Annotated in this window: 22 protein-coding genes and 1 pseudogene; 16 read left to right on the top strand and 7 right to left on the bottom strand. The window is 41.8% G+C overall.

The features are described 5' to 3' along the window. The first annotated feature begins 10 nt into the window (after positions 1-10). The 8 genes from WN948_RS07630 to WN948_RS07595 are packed head-to-tail and all read left to right on the top strand — an operon-like array spanning position 11 to position 4,159. A complete protein-coding gene (locus WN948_RS07630) occupies positions 11-877 on the top strand; it encodes a family 1 encapsulin nanocompartment shell protein (RefSeq protein ID WP_342303635.1) in 867 nt (288 codons plus the stop codon). Between the two features lie 9 nt (positions 878-886). Beyond that, positions 887-1,090 (top strand): hypothetical protein, encoded by a 204-nt coding sequence (locus tag WN948_RS07625; protein WP_342303634.1) that lies wholly within the window; start codon positions 887-889, stop codon positions 1,088-1,090. An 18-nt stretch (positions 1,091-1,108) separates the two neighbouring features. Further along, positions 1,109-1,471, top strand: coding sequence for a hypothetical protein (locus WN948_RS07620; RefSeq protein ID WP_342303633.1), 363 nt, complete (start codon positions 1,109-1,111; stop codon positions 1,469-1,471). 2 nt (positions 1,472-1,473) lie between these two features. After that, complete coding sequence (locus WN948_RS07615; RefSeq protein WP_342303631.1) at positions 1,474-1,827, top strand: hypothetical protein; 354 nt, start codon at positions 1,474-1,476, stop codon at positions 1,825-1,827. Continuing rightward, positions 1,827-2,099: a hypothetical protein gene (locus WN948_RS07610; protein WP_342303629.1), complete on the top strand. Its 273-nt coding sequence runs from the start codon at positions 1,827-1,829 to the stop codon at positions 2,097-2,099. The genes WN948_RS07615 and WN948_RS07610 overlap by 1 nt, the downstream gene beginning before the upstream one ends. Positions 2,100-2,103: 4 nt before the next feature. Continuing rightward, positions 2,104-2,673 (top strand): HK97 gp10 family phage protein, encoded by a 570-nt coding sequence (locus tag WN948_RS07605; RefSeq protein ID WP_342303627.1) that lies wholly within the window; start codon positions 2,104-2,106, stop codon positions 2,671-2,673. Between the two features lie 4 nt (positions 2,674-2,677). After that, positions 2,678-3,919: a hypothetical protein gene (locus tag WN948_RS07600; protein WP_342303625.1), complete on the top strand. Its 1,242-nt coding sequence runs from the start codon at positions 2,678-2,680 to the stop codon at positions 3,917-3,919. An 18-nt stretch (positions 3,920-3,937) separates the two neighbouring features. Next, complete coding sequence (locus tag WN948_RS07595; RefSeq protein ID WP_342303624.1) at positions 3,938-4,159, top strand: hypothetical protein; 222 nt, start codon at positions 3,938-3,940, stop codon at positions 4,157-4,159. An 88-nt stretch (positions 4,160-4,247) separates the two neighbouring features. Here the strand turns inward: WN948_RS07595 and WN948_RS07590 are convergent, their stop codons facing one another. The 3 genes and pseudogenes from WN948_RS07590 to WN948_RS07580 form a co-directional block, all read right to left on the bottom strand. Then, positions 4,248-4,508 carry a hypothetical protein gene (locus WN948_RS07590; protein ID WP_342303622.1) on the bottom strand — a complete coding sequence of 87 codons (261 nt, stop codon included), beginning with the start codon at positions 4,506-4,508 and terminating at the stop codon, positions 4,248-4,250. Positions 4,509-4,553: 45 nt separating this feature from the next. Continuing rightward, positions 4,554-5,849, bottom strand: a complete 1,296-nt coding sequence (locus WN948_RS07585) for a UDP-glucose/GDP-mannose dehydrogenase family protein (protein ID WP_342303621.1) — start codon at positions 5,847-5,849, stop codon at positions 4,554-4,556. A 235-nt stretch (positions 5,850-6,084) separates the two neighbouring features. Next, a pseudogene (locus WN948_RS07580) lies at positions 6,085-6,801 on the bottom strand (IS5 family transposase); the annotation flags it as partial. A 258-nt stretch (positions 6,802-7,059) separates the two neighbouring features. On the opposite strand from WN948_RS07580, the gene WN948_RS07575 reads away from it, so the two are divergent. From WN948_RS07575 to WN948_RS07560, 4 genes are all read left to right on the top strand, one after another. Next, complete coding sequence (locus WN948_RS07575; RefSeq protein WP_342306430.1) at positions 7,060-7,704, top strand: DUF3427 domain-containing protein; 645 nt, start codon at positions 7,060-7,062, stop codon at positions 7,702-7,704. A 112-nt stretch (positions 7,705-7,816) separates the two neighbouring features. Beyond that, positions 7,817-8,374, top strand: coding sequence for a class I SAM-dependent methyltransferase (locus WN948_RS07570; RefSeq protein ID WP_342303620.1), 558 nt, complete (start codon positions 7,817-7,819; stop codon positions 8,372-8,374). A 165-nt stretch (positions 8,375-8,539) separates the two neighbouring features. Beyond that, entirely contained in the window at positions 8,540-8,986 is a 447-nt protein-coding gene (locus WN948_RS07565) for a nucleotidyltransferase domain-containing protein (RefSeq protein WP_342303619.1), read from the top strand. A 39-nt stretch (positions 8,987-9,025) separates the two neighbouring features. Beyond that, the gene (locus tag WN948_RS07560) at positions 9,026-9,409 is read left to right on the top strand and encodes a DUF86 domain-containing protein (protein ID WP_342303618.1); all 384 of its coding nucleotides are present in this window, start codon (positions 9,026-9,028) and stop codon (positions 9,407-9,409) included. An 83-nt stretch (positions 9,410-9,492) separates the two neighbouring features. On the opposite strand, the gene WN948_RS07555 is transcribed toward WN948_RS07560, so the two are convergent. The 4 genes from WN948_RS07555 to hisI form a co-directional block, all read right to left on the bottom strand. Beyond that, the gene (locus WN948_RS07555; RefSeq protein WP_342303617.1) at positions 9,493-11,124 is read right to left on the bottom strand and encodes a hypothetical protein; all 1,632 of its coding nucleotides are present in this window, start codon (positions 11,122-11,124) and stop codon (positions 9,493-9,495) included. 124 nt (positions 11,125-11,248) lie between these two features. Then, complete coding sequence (locus tag WN948_RS07550) at positions 11,249-13,114, bottom strand: PINc/VapC family ATPase (RefSeq protein WP_342306429.1); 1,866 nt, start codon at positions 13,112-13,114, stop codon at positions 11,249-11,251. 168 nt (positions 13,115-13,282) lie between these two features. Beyond that, the gene (locus WN948_RS07545; RefSeq protein WP_342306428.1) at positions 13,283-14,737 is read right to left on the bottom strand and encodes an IS66 family transposase; all 1,455 of its coding nucleotides are present in this window, start codon (positions 14,735-14,737) and stop codon (positions 13,283-13,285) included. A 128-nt stretch (positions 14,738-14,865) separates the two neighbouring features. Continuing rightward, positions 14,866-15,228 (bottom strand): phosphoribosyl-AMP cyclohydrolase, encoded by a 363-nt coding sequence (gene hisI / locus WN948_RS07540; RefSeq protein WP_342306392.1) that lies wholly within the window; start codon positions 15,226-15,228, stop codon positions 14,866-14,868. 93 nt (positions 15,229-15,321) lie between these two features. Between hisI and WN948_RS07535 the strand changes: the two genes are divergently transcribed. The 4 genes from WN948_RS07535 to WN948_RS07520 all read left to right on the top strand — a co-directional run bounded on the left by WN948_RS07535 (position 15,322) and on the right by WN948_RS07520 (position 18,293). Next, positions 15,322-16,086: an ATPase domain-containing protein gene (locus tag WN948_RS07535; RefSeq protein ID WP_342306391.1), complete on the top strand. Its 765-nt coding sequence runs from the start codon at positions 15,322-15,324 to the stop codon at positions 16,084-16,086. A 102-nt stretch (positions 16,087-16,188) separates the two neighbouring features. Next, positions 16,189-17,418 (top strand): hypothetical protein, encoded by a 1,230-nt coding sequence (locus tag WN948_RS07530; RefSeq protein ID WP_342306390.1) that lies wholly within the window; start codon positions 16,189-16,191, stop codon positions 17,416-17,418. Between the two features lie 126 nt (positions 17,419-17,544). Then, complete coding sequence (locus WN948_RS07525; RefSeq protein WP_342306389.1) at positions 17,545-17,874, top strand: iron-sulfur cluster assembly accessory protein; 330 nt, start codon at positions 17,545-17,547, stop codon at positions 17,872-17,874. Between the two features lie 68 nt (positions 17,875-17,942). After that, entirely contained in the window at positions 17,943-18,293 is a 351-nt protein-coding gene (locus WN948_RS07520; protein WP_342306388.1) for a nascent polypeptide-associated complex protein, read from the top strand. Positions 18,294-18,589 lie beyond the last annotated feature (296 nt).

Below are 18,589 nucleotides of genomic sequence, written 5' to 3'. Positions count from 1 at the left end.
GGTAAAAAACATGACAAACGCACTCGCAACATTTTCAAAAGAAATAGACTCCTCCCTTGTCCCTGCTCTTAGGAACGCACTCATTGGAAGGAAACTTGTGCATGTGACTCCTGAGAAGGGATTTGGTATAACTTCTGTTGACTGGGGTAAGATTACAGATGTCAGTGACGGATACGTATCCTATGGTTTCCGTGATGGGAATGAAGATAAGGTCGAAGTCTCCCTGACCAACTCAAAGATACCTGTTTACTGGAAGGACTACACGGTTGACAGGCGTATTTATGAGAGCTGGCTTAGAAGTGGAGTGGATGTCGATAAAGCGTCTTCCATCTCTGCAGCATACAAGGCAGCAAAGGCAGAGAATGCAGCCATCATGATGGGTGTCAGCAATGACGGTACAAATTATGATATGAATGGACTGTACCAGGAAGCAGGCAATGATTATGCTGTAAGCAAGGACTTCGGGACCTATGGAAATGCCACAGATGCTCTGGCAGGTGTCTATGAGCTCATGGACGATGATGGCATTCCTGTTGACAGTCTTTCGTTCAACTGGGTACTTGCAACCACACAGCGCAGGCAGCTAATGGCCAGCCGCAGTGCAAATGGTATCAAGGAAATGCCGGATATCTTGGACATGCTCAACGGCGGCCAGGTATTCGGTACCAACACACTGACTGCAGGTACAGGGCTTGTCAGTCCCACAGAGAACGTCGGAGAACCTTATGTCGACTTCTACATGACGTCCGATTTCAAGACAGAGCATGGAGTAGATTCAAAGCACCCTGATACAGGTGATCTAAACGGTCGTGTTTACAGTGCCGGGATCCTGAGGATCAAACAGAACGTGGCAATCTGCAAGACCAGTTCTATCTAAGGTGAGAAAATGGTCAAAGTCCAGGTAAACGTGAGAAATCTTGCTATAGATCTTGATGGAAAGGAGATGAAGTTCAGGCAGGGAGATGTGTTCGATATCCCTGCAGAGAGAGCTGAAAGAATGGGCAATACCCTTCTGATACTCGAAGATGAAGAACCAGATGAAAGTTCATCTGAAAAGACAACTCCAAAACGAAAAGCACCCGGAAAGTGAACTTAGATGCTATGCTCAGTGTCAGAAGTAAAAACCATCGTGTCTCCTGAATCAGTTTCAGATGATGATATCCTTGCCATCATTACCCACACATCTGCAGAGATATCTCTAGAAACCGGTGCGAGTATGGAGAGCACGGAACCTGCACTGAGCATAGCCTGCGTACATTTGTCAGCAGCAACCGTTCTGGAACGAATGAAGTACACCGGTGAACTTGCAAAGCAGGTCAAACTGGGGTCCGAACAGCAGTCAAACGATGTTGATACAGAGATACAGATTCATCGTAAGAAGGCCGCTTCATACATAAACAGGTACAAGCATCGGGCTTTCTCTATCCCATATGGCAGAAGTGGTGTCAGAACGGTGAACAGCGAAGAATAGGGATGTCCATCCATGCCATTGCTCTGATCCACGAGTGTACCATTATTTCAAATACCCAGTCCGGGACGGATGAATACGGTTCTCCTGTATATACAGAGAACAGTACCGCATCCCCATGTCGTTTTTTGGCATCAGATAATCCGGGCCAGATCGACATGCTTGAAAGCGGGAAGCACAGTATTTTAGAGATTTCAGTGATACTGCCTTCTGATGTTGTTGTGAAAACTGGTGATACCATAAGCAGTGCAGTTCCTGGTTACTCCCATTCTTATGAGGTGTTGTTTGTCACACCAATCACCCGGCTGTTCAACTCTACTGTTCATCATTATGAATGTAAGCTCAAGGCGGTGGAATAATGGAGATCGATTCTGACACTTATGATAAAATAATCGAGACCCACAACGATGTCAAGCACGTTCGTGCAGGCATTGACAAGATGAGCTGTCAGCTCGATGACCACGAAAAGAGAATTCGCGTACTTGAGAAGTGCTCCATCGAGGACCATGAAGAAAGGATCCGTATGCTGGAAGAGGGACAGAACCGCTGGCTTGGAAGGAATGCTTTTGTCGGACTAATGATCGTTGTGATCCTGCAGCTGGCAGGGATGATTGTCCAGATAATCTGGTGATGATATGTTCCAGTTCAAAGTCAAAGGAATGGAAAAGCTGCAAAAGAACCTACAAGAGATGGGCAAGGACATTGCCGACATCCTGGAGGAAGGTCTGCTTGCAGGAGGAGATGTTGTTGTAAGGGCTGCCCAGGAGAATTCCAGAAAAGGCGGTGATGATTTCCCACACAGGATAACAGGTAACCTGTTCCGCAACCTTGCAGAGGTTAACCCTGTATCTGTTGAAAAGTCGAACGAACGATGTGAGTTAATGGTCGGCTCCACCATGAACTATGCAATGCGTCTCGAGAAGGGGTTCAATGACACTGATTCCCTGGGACGGAGATACCATCAGCAACCAAGGCCTTTCCTCAGGCCTGCTCTGGATGAAAACACGGATGAGATTGAAAAGGCGATCAACCTCAAGCTTCAGCAGCTCTCAGATGCCGTCATCGACTGTCTGAACAGGTACAAAGGTGTGGCCGATGGGAACCCCATCAAGCAAATAGCGTACCTGGGGTCTCATGATGCCATAGAAGATGTTTCCAGTATTTTTCACGTTCCAATAGATTTCAAGATCATACACATGAGGTAATAACATGGCACAAACAACAGTACAAAACTCAAATGCCATCCGGTTCGGATCTGGTAAACTGGAGATAGGCACATCCATAGGATCGCTTGTCAATATCGGCGCCATTCGCAATGCAGTATTCAAGGAGGAATGGGAAGATGTCGAGGTTAAATCCGATAACGCCGGTATCGTGAAGGTTGGCATCAAGGAACATGTCGCATACATCGAATGCGATATGATGGAAGTGAACCTGGAGAACCTGAACACCATAAGAGGTGACCTGGATGCATATGCAACAGTTGCAGGGACTCCTGTATCCGTGACCGATGAAGCACATACTTTAGAAGACACTGATTTTGTAAGGCTCAATTACAGGAACGGAGATGGGACCGAAGTTTCCAGCATAGTGGTTACGGATGCATCAGACACTGCAGCCGTCAGGAACACCGATTATGTAGTAGCAGTAGATTCCGATGGATACACCTGCATCGCCAGAATCTCGGATTCCACTGTTATTTCAGATGCAGAAGGGATCAAGGTGGATTATTCCTATACTCCCAGCTCTGCTGCTACCCTCACAAGCGGTGGCAAGACCGCGATATCAGACCGGGTGGTTCGCATTACCAATAGTGTGAACCATACTTATGGGACAACCAATAGCCAGACATTTATTGGTTTTCAGGGAGATGATTCATCCCCTCAGGCATATCTGAATTCCATGATTCTGACCTACTATCTATGGGTAGATTCATCCGGGTTTGCACTGATGGCAAAACCGGAGCCAGTTTCTGTGGATGACAGGCAATCTTCGTTTATTACAGTAGTAGAACATATGGGTACAAAAGAATACAGCGATGGATTGACCAATTTCTATTGTTTCACACAGCGAAATGTAGGTGTCTCATGGACAGACTCCAACGATCATGATTACTTTGAGTTCATGCCTATGATAAGGCCATTTGCATATGAAACCCGTACTATTGGTCAGGGAATCCAGTTCTGGTATCATGCTTACAATAACCGCTACGCTCTAAAAAGTACTGGAAATGGGAAAGTGTATTTTGTAAAACCGGTCATTTGTAACTCTATTGACAATTTCACTCCTATATACCAGAGTGAACTGTTCTTTAAGTTCTCAGAAGATGCAGGGCTTGTTGACGGTGATGTGATTGCAATTGATGGGGAAACCACGAAATATATCTGCAAGGCTCTTGATTCCCCGGACAGCACAGCCAGGTTGAACTTTGCTATAAAATATGTGGCATAACATGCAGGAAGATTGCTGATGGCATTTGATCCGGTGATATTCGGAACGTATGTGGTAGGCACTGGGTTTACCGATGGCAGTTCAATATCAGAGGGAGGGTTCAGGTTATTCATAGTTCCTTCCGAGAATATAGGTGATGCACCTCTGGAGGGATATCCAGGGAGAGCTTGCGTTCCACTGCACGCAATCGTTTTTCCACGCTTCGAACGGTCTGGTCAATTGAGTGTAACCTGCCGTTGATGTCTTCTTTTATCTGCTGATCGTTTTTCAAGGTCTGTCCACCAACAGACCTGTCATTTTTATCGAAGGTATTAAAATCCTTCGATTTTCACTCAGATAATTGAAGTGTTATATTCTCAGGAGTGACATTAAGGACATAGTATTTTTGTTTGTCCAGCCTGATATACGTGGACTTTTTAGGATAGAACAGATTCAGCCCATGTCCCTGGTAACCTTTTGATAAAAGAAGCCCGATAGAAAATGAATTATCATCGGACATCCCACCGTACATTATATCTAAGGAGGTTCCGAAAAGGCTGCTTTTTATCTTTCTCCTTTCCCCGGTTGCAATGGTAAATGCATCTGCCATGGCTTCCTCCTTTGATAATAATACTGTTCTCTGTTACTGGCTCGCTTACCAGCAAAGTCCTTCATAATCGATATCAACGCTGATATCTTTTGGTTTTATCAGATGCCTGCCGTCTATGACTACCCTGTTTGCCATGACGTTGAATTCACTGTCCAGTTTCCTGAACTCGTCCCATTCTGTCACTATAAGGCATCCATCGGCCTCTTGCAGGGCATCGGATGAGTTCTTGCAATATGTGATCTCAGGGAAGAGCTTCTTCATGCTTTCCTCTGCTATTGGGTCATATGCAGCAATATCAGCCTCAAGTCGCAGCAGTTCAGCTATTACCGGAATTGAGCGGGATTCTCTGATGTCATCGGTGTCGTTCTTGAAGGCCAGACCAAGCACAGCGATTCTCTTGTTCTTGAGATTCTCGAGCTTTTTTTGGAGTAGTTCCACCATCTTCAGGGGCTGCTTGTCATTCACACCGACCACAGATCTCAGTAGCTGTGGTTCATACCCTATGTTCTTTGATTTGCCTATGAGAGCCTTGACATCCTTTGGGAAACATGAACCGCCAAAACCGGCACCACAGTTGAGGAAGTTGCGCTCTATTCTGAAATCAGTGCCCACGGCATCCATGACCTCATAGGTGTCGATTCCAAGCTGCTTGCAGATGTTGCCAATCTCGTTTGCAAAAGATATCTTGGTTGCCAAAAATGAGTTGTTGACGTATTTGATCATCTCGGCTGTCCTGGTATTGGTGTGCGTGACCTCGCAGTCCAGCTTGCGGTAGAGTTCGGACACTACAAAGAATGACCTCTCATCTATCGCACCAACCACGATCTTGTCCGGGTGCATGAAATCATAGACAGCCTTGCCTTCTCTCAAAAACTCCGGATTCATTGCAACTCCGAAATCTTTACCTGCCTTTTTGCCGGAGTGCTCTTCAACTGTAGTCAGCACGACCTTCTCAGTTGTCTCAGGCACTACAGTGCTCTTGACAACAACAACATGATAGTGATCTTTCTTCGCAATCGCCCGTCCAAGGCTGGCACTTGCAGCTTTCACAATTGAGAGGTCAATGCTCCCGTCTTCTCCCGACGGTGTCCCAACGCAGATAAATGAAGCATCGGTATTCTGCACAGCATAATCATAATCTGATGTGGCAATGAGATTCTTCTGCGTATGCTTTTCCATCAGCTCATCCAGCCCCTCCTCCCAGATAGGTGCAATACCTGCATTGATCTGTTTTACCTTCTCCTCGTCAATGTCAATACAGATTACTTCGTGACCAAGTTCTGCAAAGCATGCGGCTGAGACCGATCCGACATAGCCTGAACCTATAATTGATACTTTCATGATGAGATTCTCCTTGTGGTAGAAGATTGTTGGGGAGTGTATATTAGGATTGGGGTTGTGGGATTTTATGAAATATTATCTTTAAAAAGCAATTTATTATATATTCTTAAGAGGATTTCGATATTCCCTCATTTTAGATCATTAAAGTATTCAAACTCAATTATATCCTCTCATTTTTTATCATTTTGTTTATTTCTCTTCATTAATCCTTATTTTTAGTATAGCTTCCGCTATCCTAGATTATTCCTTTGGTTTTTAGTGTCCTCAATTGATGCAGATTAAAACAAAAAGCTGTCATCAACATTTTTGCATTCACTCTTTCTACAGTTGTAACAAGAACCTTTCTGGTTTTAAATATTTCTTTTGTCACTGCATACACTCTTTCGCAAGGGACTCTTTTCACACTTATTCTTTCATTTCTGAGGATATCCATTATTCCTAAAGGATGTCCTCTTACAGCTCGTTGCATTGTTGCTGCAAAACCTTTTGCTATTGCTCCAAAATATCCTTTATCTCTATACACCACTTCACCCTTTTCAGACAGATCAACCTGTGAATCGTGAAGTGATGCAGTTGTTGTCTCAAATCTTCTGATTAGTTCATAATCCTTATCAATAATTGTATGAAGTTTGTATCCAAAGTGAGATTTACCATTTTTCTTAGTCCAGGTTCCATCTTTGCTTCTTCTTGTTTTCGCATCTTTTCCTCTGAGTACATCTGCTTTTGCATGTCCTGGATCTGAGTGAATAAAAGTTGCATCCTGGATCATTCCTTTTTTAATCTTCAAACCAAGAGCATCAAGCTGATTCTGCATTTCATCCCACACCGCTTTTTCTTTACCATTGTCGATAATTCTCTTCCTGAATGACCAGACAGTTGTACTGTCTGGTACATATTCAGGAAATCCCAGGAATTTCCTAAAGGATATCCTGTCAATACACTGCTTTTCAAGCATTTCTTCCAAATGCCTGACACGCTCTTCAAGTTGTGCAATTTGGAGAGATTGATGTTCAATTATCCCAAGTAATCGAGTTACAAGTTCTACTACTGCTTCTGGACCAGCTTCATAAACTGCAAGTATTTCTTCGCGGTCTATACAAATCCCCTCAGATTGATAGACGTTTTTTATGATATTTTACTGAATATTTTTTAACACATAGAATGAAGCCATAGTATATTGTTTTTTGCATCATTAAAACAGTCAGGCTGAATAGTTACGTTTATTCTAACTATCTGGAATAAGGAAAAGTTTGCTTCATTAAAAGATGCTTTTTTTAAGTTACTAGCTAATCCTGTAATCTATAATGAAATAATCATGCTGTTAGAATACAAAAAGAGCATCGTAAAAACGATTTCTCCTGAAATAATATTACCATACGTTTCATCTCTAAGTTTGCATTCTAGATACACACAAGCAGAACTGCTCGCTGGACTTGGGTATTTTGATTTACAAAATAATCATACTATACAGACTGGAGTATTATATATCAAAGACAAAAAGACAGATTTATTTTTCATTACGTTAAACAAGAATGAAAAGGACTATTCTCCAACTACGATGTATAATGACTATGCAATTAACGAAAATCTCTTCCATTGGCAAAGTCAGGCATCAACTAGGATTGATTCTAAAACTGGACAGAGATATATCAATCACAAAGATAAAGACCATACAATTCTTCTTTTTGTAAGGATACATAAAAGTGTCAATTCTTTGGCTCAACCTTATTATTTCTTAGGACCATCGGAGTATGTGAGCCATGAAGGTGAAAAACCTATTAATTTTGTATGGCGTCTCAAATATGCAATGCCTGCTCACTTATTAAGAGAAACTGCGAGACTTATTGTGGGGTGACCACATTCTAATACCACTTTTATGGTCACCTGCAACAAAAAACATGGACTATTTAATCTCAGAGTACAACATTTCTACTAATAGTATTCATGATCGAAAGAAGAGATACCCAATGACCTCCAATACCACCCACGTATGCCCCGTAGCAATATCCATCATTCTCAACAACAGAATTCGCAGATGGTTGCAAAACCCACGGAAAATACTTGGTCCGTATATTAAAGAAGGGATGGATGTTCTGGAAGTAGGATGTGGTCCGGGATTTTTTACTATTGATATGGCTCAGATGCTTGGGAAAAGTGGTCAGGTCGTAGCCGTAGATTTGCAGGAAAGTATGCTTGCGAAACTGAGGGAAAAGATAGAGGGATCTGAAACAGAACTGAATATCGTACTGCATAAGTGTGCTGCAGACAAAATAGGTGTGTCCGGGAATTTTGACTTTGTTTTCCTGTTCTATATGGTTCATGAGGTGGCGGATAAAGACGCATTTTTCAGGGAGCTGGAATCAATACTCAAAACAGATGGTCTGATTTATGTAGTTGAGCCACCGTTGCATGTTTCAAAAAAGGCATTTGAAGAATCCATTAAAATAGCCGGTAGTGCAGGGCTTACAGTTGTGGATAGGCCAAAACGTTTTCCTGACAAAGCAGTTGTTTTGAAAAAGGCTTAAAAGCAACAGGGTGAGTTGCTTGGCAGCGATGTTATTCCGGCTTGTATGGGTGACCACATTCTATATAGCACTTTTGTGGTCACCTGTGGGAAAAGGACTAACCACTCAACCTTTATCACTTATAAACACATACTAAAATTTAGAACATTATCTTTTCAGATATCCATGAATACAAGCAACCAACCCTTCGAAAAAGATAAATTGCTCCCTCTCCTCAAAGATTTCTTTCAGAAAGAGGAACACGTTGAGCTTGCTTACCTTTTTGGGTCTGTGTCAGAGGGGAAAGCCGGTGTTCTGAGTGACATCGATATAGGTGTCTATTTGTCAGAATCGCTGACAAAAGCCCAGAAAAATCATAAACTTATTGAACTGATAGGCAGTCTCACAACTTTGCTCAAAAGTGATAGATTAGACCTTCTGATAATCAATGATACATCACCGGTGCTTAGTTTTGAGATTATAAAGCCAAACGTTCTGATACTTGAAAGGAATCACGATTTGAAACTGGATGTGGAGCAGCGTATAATGTCACAATATCTGGACAGGAAGTACCATGAGGATTTCTTGAACCAGAGTCTTCTCAAAAGAATTATGGAAAAGGGGCTGGTTTGAATATCTGCTGCTGACAAAATCCTCAGAAAACTGAACTTTATGCAAAGATGTGTCAGTTACTTGAAGTCTATTGATACAGAGAGTACCAATCTGGAAACAAATTATGAACTACGATGTGCAGTTGAAAGAAATTTCCAGCTTGTTATTGAAAGTGCAATAGACATAGGTGAAATAATTATTTCTGAAGAAGGGTTTAAGAGACCTGAGGACTACAAAAGTGTGTTTCTGACATTAGGGCAGAAGGGTATAATTCCAGGTGAATTTGCAGAAGAATTCGCTCAAGCAGCAGGTTTTAGAAATATCCTTGTTCACATGTACGAAGAAGTAGACCTCGATATTCTGTATATGTTCCTGACCGAAAGGCTGGACGATTTTGATGATTTTGCCAGGTATGTCGCAGAGTATCTAAGCACACATCACTAACTCTTCCTGCACTCTCTCACGAATTGCTGAATAAAAACCAAATTTGTAGCTGTTTCGTTCAGGAGGGTTGAAACTCGTTACTCTTAAACCACTTCTGCCGATCTACTGGATTCAATATCATACGGCTGGATAAATGAAACAGATGTTACTGTCCAGCCCTGGTCAATATCATGTAGCTGCAAATAGACCGGTATAACTGAAATATCAGTTTCCTTTCCAAGAATATCAACACTGGATACAGTACAGTTTAGTGCCATGACTGCAGTGTCGTCTTCGATTTCATTTGATACAATATCTATCTGCTTAATACTATTCGGTTTAATTCCTTCATTACTGAACAGCATCTCAACACTTGCGGGAACAAGAAGATCCTTTCCCTGATACATACTAAAAGCAATACTGAATTGACTTTCATTCACTGCATTGAGAAAACCAATGGCTATAAACTTCACCTCATTGGATTCTGTGTCAGAGCTTCCAAACCTGCCACCGATATTTTCTTTGATTATGGGGATTTGCATTAAGGAACCTGCAACAATGGCCAGAACCATAATGAATAACATCTGCATGAGGATTTCTTTCTTGTTTTTCTTATGTCTTTTTAAATTAGGTTTTTCTTTTTTACGTGGCGGTGCGGTGCTGCGAAGAATAGTAAGTTTCTTGTCAGAAGGAGCAGGATTACGGGAATATGGGATGATACTGACCTCTCTTTTTTCTTCAGTCCCGTTTTGTTTCTCCCTGATTTCCTTTCGATAGGTATCATACATTTTCGCAACATCTTCATCTTGCGAATTTTGATTATTTTTGCCAGCAATCGCCTCATCGTTCATGGGATTCTTCCCATGATTATTGCTCTGGTCAATTCCTGAATTCCGGGTTGAATAAGTATTAGGTTGCTGCACTATACTGTTTTTGATATTAACTGGAGATTTCGTGTTTTCGACAGATGAATTGCTTCTCTTCACTACGGAATCAAGGACATTGACCACCTGCTTATTTTTGATAACTCCAATCTCTTTTGCAGAATTAACTGTATTTGCAAGATGCTTGAGCTTTGCCAGCATCTCGTTGAGAAATCCCTGTATTCCATCTTTTTTGTCAGAAACTGCCCTGAGCATGACCTGAGTAAGTCCTTCATTTTCCTTTATCAGGGCTGTCAGAAGGTAGTGATTATTCTCGCCTATGACTTCACCTGAGAAATGGAGCACATTACCTTCTGCAATTGTGTATTCATCTACTATGTAGAGATGTGTTGCACAGGTCTGCATCAGGAAAGAAGTAATCTGCTCTATGTTCATATCTTCAAAATTCATGCTGGATTCCACAGCATATCCTGAACCTGATAGTTGAAGGAATTCGTTTTTTGTTATTGGTTTTGCACGCAAAAAAGGACAGATACAATGTACTTCCTTTGGTCGCATATCAACCATGTGTTTTTCCCATTTAGGGTCACGATAGATTATGCTTGCCCCAATTTTTTCGTTGAGGATACATCCCGTGGGCTTCAAGGTGAATTTAGCAGTTATGGCTGTGCTCGGGGGGATGCTAGCCAGTTTCTGAATCCTGTCTTCCTGCGACTTGAAAAGTGATTCATTATAATCGAGGATGATCTGTACGTCAGAAATGACAAGATCAGTATTATTTGTGATTCTTATTCCAAACGTGATATTGTTGTCAGGGAGGATATCATAACCACGTTTTATGTCTATTTCCATTCCAATCAAAATTTAATTATTTATAAATATAAATACATTTTGATTCAGACTATACAGCAATATTTGAAAAATAGAAGGATGGGTCACAGGGAAAAGCATCACTATCCCTGTAATCTTTATGCTCTCAGACTTCCTTAACCCACAAAACCTCGCCCTCTTGCATAGCATACAAGATCTCCTGGGCGACCTCGGAATTTGTCCTCATCTTGATATCACCATGTCTGCCTACAGTTGCTGAGAACATGAACCCTTCACCTGCATAGACTTCCACATCACGACCTGAAGCTTCAGGGACATTGAGTATGACATGCTTTTTTGTACGTTCGATGATGGGGTGGTGTTCTTTATTTGAACGTGGTTTGCGTTCCTCATTATCTTGATATCTAGGTTCCTCTCCAGGCTCGAACTTACGTACATCGATATGAATGCCAAGCCCTTTCTCGATATCATCGATCGTTTTGCCGCTTTTACCAATCACCCTGGGCATGTCCTTGTCTCTCACACGCACCATAGCACGGTTATCTGAGATCATTTCCACCTCTATCGGACCGTTTGCATAGTTGCCGATTACATCCTTAACCTCTTCTTCTGCAAATTTCCATGATGGGTTTCTCTTCTGTTCCCCGCCAATAGGCATAACAACGACTTGCTCACCGTAGGTGTAGATCTCAAATTCGTTCTTGCCTGTCTCAAGGTCAGATATAAGGATAACAGGTCTGGCAAGGTCGGCTTCCATCATGCCTGCCGGAACCTTCACAGTGAACTCAAGCACCTGTACCTTTGCGATCTCTCCCTTGTCGATGAATATCACTGTATCCACAACCTGCGGGATCACACCAAGCTCTACCCTGCCTATAAGTCTTTGAATTGCATCCACCGCGCGGTTTGCATGCACAACTCCGATCATGCCCACACCGGCAAGTCTCATATCAGCAAAGATCTCGAAGTCCTTGGTCTTGCGTACTTCGTCATATATGGTATAATCCGGGCGTACAAGCAACAGCACATCTGCCGTATTCTCAAGGCTGCCATCAAGAGGAGCGTACTGGGTGATCTCTTGTGGAACCTGTAGGTCACGAGGTGATTCCATGGTCTTGACCACAAATCCTCCGTCATTAAGATAAGTAGCAACACTTGCTGCAAAAGTGGACTTTCCAGCACCTGGTGGTCCTGATATCAGAATACCCCTCTGGGTGTTTATCCTTTCTTTGAGCAAATCGCTTAAACGGTATTCTTCCAGTGATACAGAGGCCACCGGACGTACAATAGTGATTTCCACATCATCGGAAAACGGAGGCTTCGATATGGCAATCCTCATATTCCTTATCTGAAGCACCGCTGCACCGGTGAAGGTCATTTCCGTAAAAGATTCCTGATCAGAACGTGCCCTATCCATCAGCTCTCTGGATATCATTTTTAATTCCTGGTATGTGCAGGGCTCATTTCTTATCTTTACATATTGCACATCCCCTATGGAACCTTTTTTTGCCATTGGGGAAACCTTGTGCTTCAGGTGAACTGACATTGTGTCAGGTGTGAAGAAGTCATCAACAAGTAATGGTCCGAATTTTTCAAATGGGGGTTTTACAAAATCAACTTCAAGTCCCTTTGCTTTTGCAACGAGTGACTGTACCCGGTCACCGGTGACAAAATTTGCATCAAGCCCCTCTGCGACCTCTCTTATTAGTGCATCTATCTCGCCGCCCTTGGCAAGCTTGACCTGCTCAAGGTTTGGTCTGGGCCCGGTGAAAAATATTCTGATATTGCTTTTGTCTGCATATCTCTGGAGTTCCTGTATCTCCTCAAGGCCTTTGTATCCAATCTCAAGTCCCCTGTTGGCCTGGGCTTCCAATTCAGCCACCACTGCCTCTGGAACGTGAATGTCTACATCCCTCAGCCCATCATCACGTATCCTTGTGGAAAGGATACCATCGATGACTGCACTCGTATCAGGGACTATCTTTCGCCTGTTTTCTGCACTTTCTTCCATAGTCATGAATAGGGTTGCTGACTATTTAATTAAGTCGCCACACCTTTAAATCATGTGTAAAAAAGAATAGAAGGGTCAATGAAAGGATTAGTGATGTTTAGTATTATTATAAGAAATGTAACTATTCAGCCTAGCTCACTTCCACCAAGCTGATTTCTTCATCCACGATCAATTCTGCAACTTTGGAACAAATGAATTGCCATAAAATATTGCACTAATTGCATCGATAACAGATTCAGAATTCTTATTAACAGTAGACACGTATCCTCTTATACGGCAGAAATTTTTTGCACCCTGTTCACTGCGGAAAGTACCTGATATCTTCTGCTGTACTTTCGTCATTCTGATATCTCTTTCAGCCTGATTGTTATCAAACGGAACGTTTTGGTCGTACATAAATCGTAAGATATCCTCTTTATGGCCAATAAACCTATCCAGCAAATTCTTTACCGTGGTCTGCTTCTTACGTCCTCGTTTTTTAGACCGCACATTTGATTCCGGATCAGGAGGATTTTCATTCACTCCTAAACAAGTTATGTGATCATAATCCTCACTGAACCTTTGAATTAGCTCAGTATCTAAAAGATCATTATCAACATGATGTTTAATGCATATCAAGAGATCACTCATTATCTTTGGCCACTGTTGATCCCTGTTTTCGGAAGCTCCAGTTAACTCTCGTAATAAATGTGCATTACATAATGAATGTTGACATTCATATTTGTTGTACGGTTTCCAAAAATCATGTGTTGCAACACCAGTGTAACCTGGTAATATGCCCATAGCATCCATTGCTTCTGAGCCCCTTTTGCGATGTGCAAAATAATAGGTCAGTTTGTCTGTACCTGCCACATGAAGCCAATTACGAACTGCATTTATTCTCATTCCTGTTTCATCCAGATTGATGACAGGAGATTCTTTCAGGAGATGTTTCACTGTATTTTCAAAAGCTCCAAGCTTCTCAAAACAACTACGTTCCGTGTTCACCAAAGTAGCAGGACTTATCTTGCATCCCAAAATATCAGAGAACAACTTGGTAACACGCTGATAAGGAAGTAATTGGTAAGTGTGCAAATAAACTGCAAATGACTTAACTCGATGACCGTATTGAGTCGGCTGAGTTACACCATCTGGAAAAAGAGCTTTGTTTACATGAGAACATTTGGGACATGTTTTAATCTCGCAACGATGTTCAATGCAATTGATAGTTATAGGAGGAATGTCAAAGACCTGTCTTCTTTCATAGTCAGAGGGAACAGAAGCTAACGATCTCCCACAATTGACGCATTGATTAACAGGATGAACAATAACTTCATCCGGATCATCATTTATTCTTAATGTAGTACCAGGATGACCGTTTTGACCACCTACATGCTTATTGGTCTTTTTTCTTTGACTTTTAAGGGTTGGTTTATTCCGTGCATAAGAATCAGTAGAAGGTGGTTTGCTACTGTTGCGACTATTCTTTTCAAGCATTTCTTCCAAATGCCTGACACGCTCTTCAAGTTGTGCAATTTGGAGAGATTGATGTTCAATTATCCCAAGTAATCGAGTTACAAGTTCTACTACTGCTTCTGGACCAGCTTCATAAACTGCAAGTATTTCTTCGCGGTCTATACAAATCCCCTCAGATTGATAGACGTTTTTTATGATATTTTACTGAATATTTTTTAACACATAGAATGAAGCCATAGTATATTGTTTTTTGCATCATTAAAACAGTCAGGCTGAATAGTTACTAAGAAATATAATCAATACACATCTTCGGGGTTGAATACCTTTTCTCCTACTTCTTCACCATCTATTGTTCTGTAAAAACATGAACGGAAGCCTGTATGGCATGCTCCTCCTTCCTGTTGCACCAATAGCAGGACCGCATCCATATCGCAATCTATCCTTATTTCAACAACTTTCTGCACGTGTCCGGAGCTCTCACCCTTTTTCCACAGGCGTTGTCTGCTACGGCTCCAGTAGTGGACTATGCCGTTCTCAATAGTCTTCTCCATTGCTTCTTTGTTCATGAAGGCACACATGAGTACTTCTTTTGTTTCACTGTCCTGAGCAATGGCCTGTATGAGGCCGTTATCATATTTCAGATCATCAGGTTTTATCATGGCATCACTAATTACTATATACTATAAAATACTATTATACTTCATTATTAATATAATTGACAAAGAAATAATTGCGTAATATGGGGTCTAATTATGGATTATAGTTTTGATGGTACAGGTGGATATAGAATCTCAACAGGGATAGCCGGATTGGACGTGCAGCTCGGGGGAGGGGTACCTCCCGGAACAACAATTCTGATTCTTGCGGAGCCAGGTGCCAATTCCGATATTTTTGCCCAGCAATTTGTTTATGGTGGCCTTCTGAATGACGAGGAAGTATTCTACTTCACGTCCGAACATCCCGGTCATGATATAGTTCATGAGATGGAGAACATGAAATGGGATGTTGAAAAGTATCTTGAGGATGGGCGTCTTGATTTCGTTGATGCTTATGGGCCACGTTTCTATAATGTGCTTCCTAAGGATTTAACAAGTAATCTCTCTGCAAAGGATTTCCTTAAGAAAGGTACGGATTCGATGAATCTCCTGAAAGCCACAGTGACACAAAAAAGAGATACAAAATACCGAGGTGTTGTAGATTCTATTTCATATTTCCTGCGCGGCTACAGTCTTAATACAGTAGTCGATTCAATTGAACTGATTTCTTCCATCGGCAGGGCAACAGGGGCCATTCACTTAGTATTGATGACCAGTGGCATGCACGATCCAATTACGGAGAATACCCTTCGCCACATATGTGACGGTGTAATTGAATTCAGGCTCAATGAACGTGGAAGCGAGATCGAGCGTACTATAATGATAAGGAAGATGCGTGGAATGCTTGTTCCTAACCGGACAATTTCCTATATGGTCACAAAGAAGGGAATCGAACTGGAAACCACTACACGTGTTCTTTAATATTTTTCATGTTTCCAATTAAGGAAACATTATTTCTAGTCCTTATACTTTTTATTCATAGAAAGCTATTTTACTTAATCGATAAAATGGGTAATGATCATAATGAAACAAGACTTAGTGCGAATTTTGAGGGATATTTTCACATCATCAGGTTATAATGTTACGGATTCTTTCCGGCATGACCTAATTGCTGAGAGGGACGGCTTGAAGACGTTCATTAAACTTTCATATGGCCCGAACCTTACAGAGCTAAGGGAATTTGTAAGCCAGATAACAGATGGTGAAGGTCTCTATGTGATTGCCGGGGAGGCAAACAATGAAGTCCTTCGTCAGGCAGAGGCATCTGGTCTTAAAGTATGGAGTCGTGATGACATGGCTCTTAAAATAGGCAGGGCAGTACTTGCTGACATGGAAGGATCAACAGCAGAACTTGACCTGCTTGAGACGAGCAGGAAAAAACCGGTTAACAAGTCGGATGAGATCGCAAAAGAAGCTATAAATGCTATATTTGGCACGGGTTCCTCTCCCCATGTAGAAAAATCAGCGTTAGAGGAGCCATTAGTTTCGCGTTTCTCCAGACCGTCCGCACCTGTTGTGGAACGAGTAACAGAAGTACAATATTATCGTCCAAGTGCTACCTCTTCTGAATCAGAGGGTGTTGAAATATTAGAGACACCTGCTATATTAGAGGTACCTGATGTTCCGGAGGAACCTCGTGTTGAAGCGCCTGTGCCTCCTGAACCTCCTATTCAGAAAGTGCCAATGGATTCAGTTATCATGAGTCTGCATTCACCACCTATCAATGTATCAAGGGATCGTGCAGTTTCAATAGCAATGCCCCATGTTAGGGCAGCTAACACAGCAACATTGAAATTCGTACCTTTCTGGCAGTACCATTATTCACTTGGTGTGGAACATCGCTACAAATCTAAAATAATTGACATATCCGGCGATGGTTCCGGTTGTCTTAATGCACTCAATGGAAACTTAGAGGAAATGCGTTTGACCGATGTACGTGAGAGTGTTGTCGTTCCTGATGTGGAATATGATGTAAAAATGCCTGTTACCACCAATGAGGAAGCTCAAAAGCAACTTCTTGATATGATAGTAGACGAATACACACGTGACCTGCGTTTCGATGATTCCCAGGGTGAAGCTATCATTTCCGAACACAAAAAATTTAAACCAAGCCCATCAGATATTAATTTGCAGGTGGATCTTGTCTATGTGCCCATATGGGAAATAAAAGGCCAGAGGAATTCTTTAGAAATAAATGCTTATAGCGGTGAGGTCTTGCAGAATCCTGTAGATGATGATGTTGAGTTCGTGTGAGGTTTATTGTAGGAATAAGCAAACAAGTTCGTAACTATACGAATAGTTTATATATCAAAAACACATATAAGGGATTACCCGGTAGTCACCTAGTATTCATTTCAAACAAATAATGAGGAATCAACAATGGTAGAAGTAACTGACAATGCAGCAGTCGAATTAAAATCACTGCTTGAAGAACAGGATAAGAAGGATGTAGCTCTCAGAGTTTTCGTTGCAGGCATGAGCTGCTGCGGTGTGCAGTATGGAATGTCACTCGAAGAAGAGATTAATGAAGAGAACGATCTTGTAGTTGAAGTAAAAGGTCTTAAGATCGTAATGAGTAAGGATGATGCAGAGGGTCTTGCAGGTGCAAACATCGACTACGTAGATGGTCCATCAGGAAAGGGCTTTGTCATTGACAACCAGTCCGGCGGTGGCTGTAACTCATCATCATGTGGCGGCGGTTGCTGCTAAGCAACTATTTAATGAACTTAATGAACTAAACGAATTGGGTACTTTACATTCATATCAAAGGTGATTACATGTTTCCGGGAATAGGCGGCAGGGGAATGAACCCTGCAAAAGTTAAGCAGATGATGAAGCAGATGGGTATCAACATCACTGACGTAGATGATGTTGAACAGGTCATTATAAGAACAGCTACAAAGGATATCGTTTTCAACGATGCCAATGTCTCAATAATGAACGCTCAGGGTACAGATACCTATCAGATAGTCGGTACCCCGGAAGATGTAGCCAGGGAATTGCAAATACCCGATGATGATGTGAGGCTCGTTGCAGAGCAGACTGGTGTGTCCGATGATCAGGCCCGTGAAGCATTGAAAAATGCAAATGGTGATCTGGCAGAGGCAATCCTGTCACTCTCATCTTAATTCTTTTTATTTTATTCGATTTCATTTTTTATTTTTTTAACTCGGTTGTAACTGTTTTTGCGGTTTTTTCTCTTTTGCAACATGTTTCTCAATTATCTTTTTGGTTTTTTTCAAACGTAGTTTTGTAATTCTTTAGAGACCAAAATAGGTATATACCAATATCATGATTATACATGATAATTGAAAGTATTCTACATATTGTCTGTGGTTCTTTCAACGCGGTCCCATTCATGTCCCGGGGTTCTTTCGCGAACCTTTGTTTGTTTTTCAAAATGACATGATACGGTTGCCCTGCA

It is taken from the genome of Methanolobus sp. ZRKC5, assembly GCF_038446525.1.
Lineage (GTDB): Archaea > Halobacteriota > Methanosarcinia > Methanosarcinales > Methanosarcinaceae > Methanolobus.
This window is presented reverse-complemented; position numbering and strand designations above follow the sequence as displayed.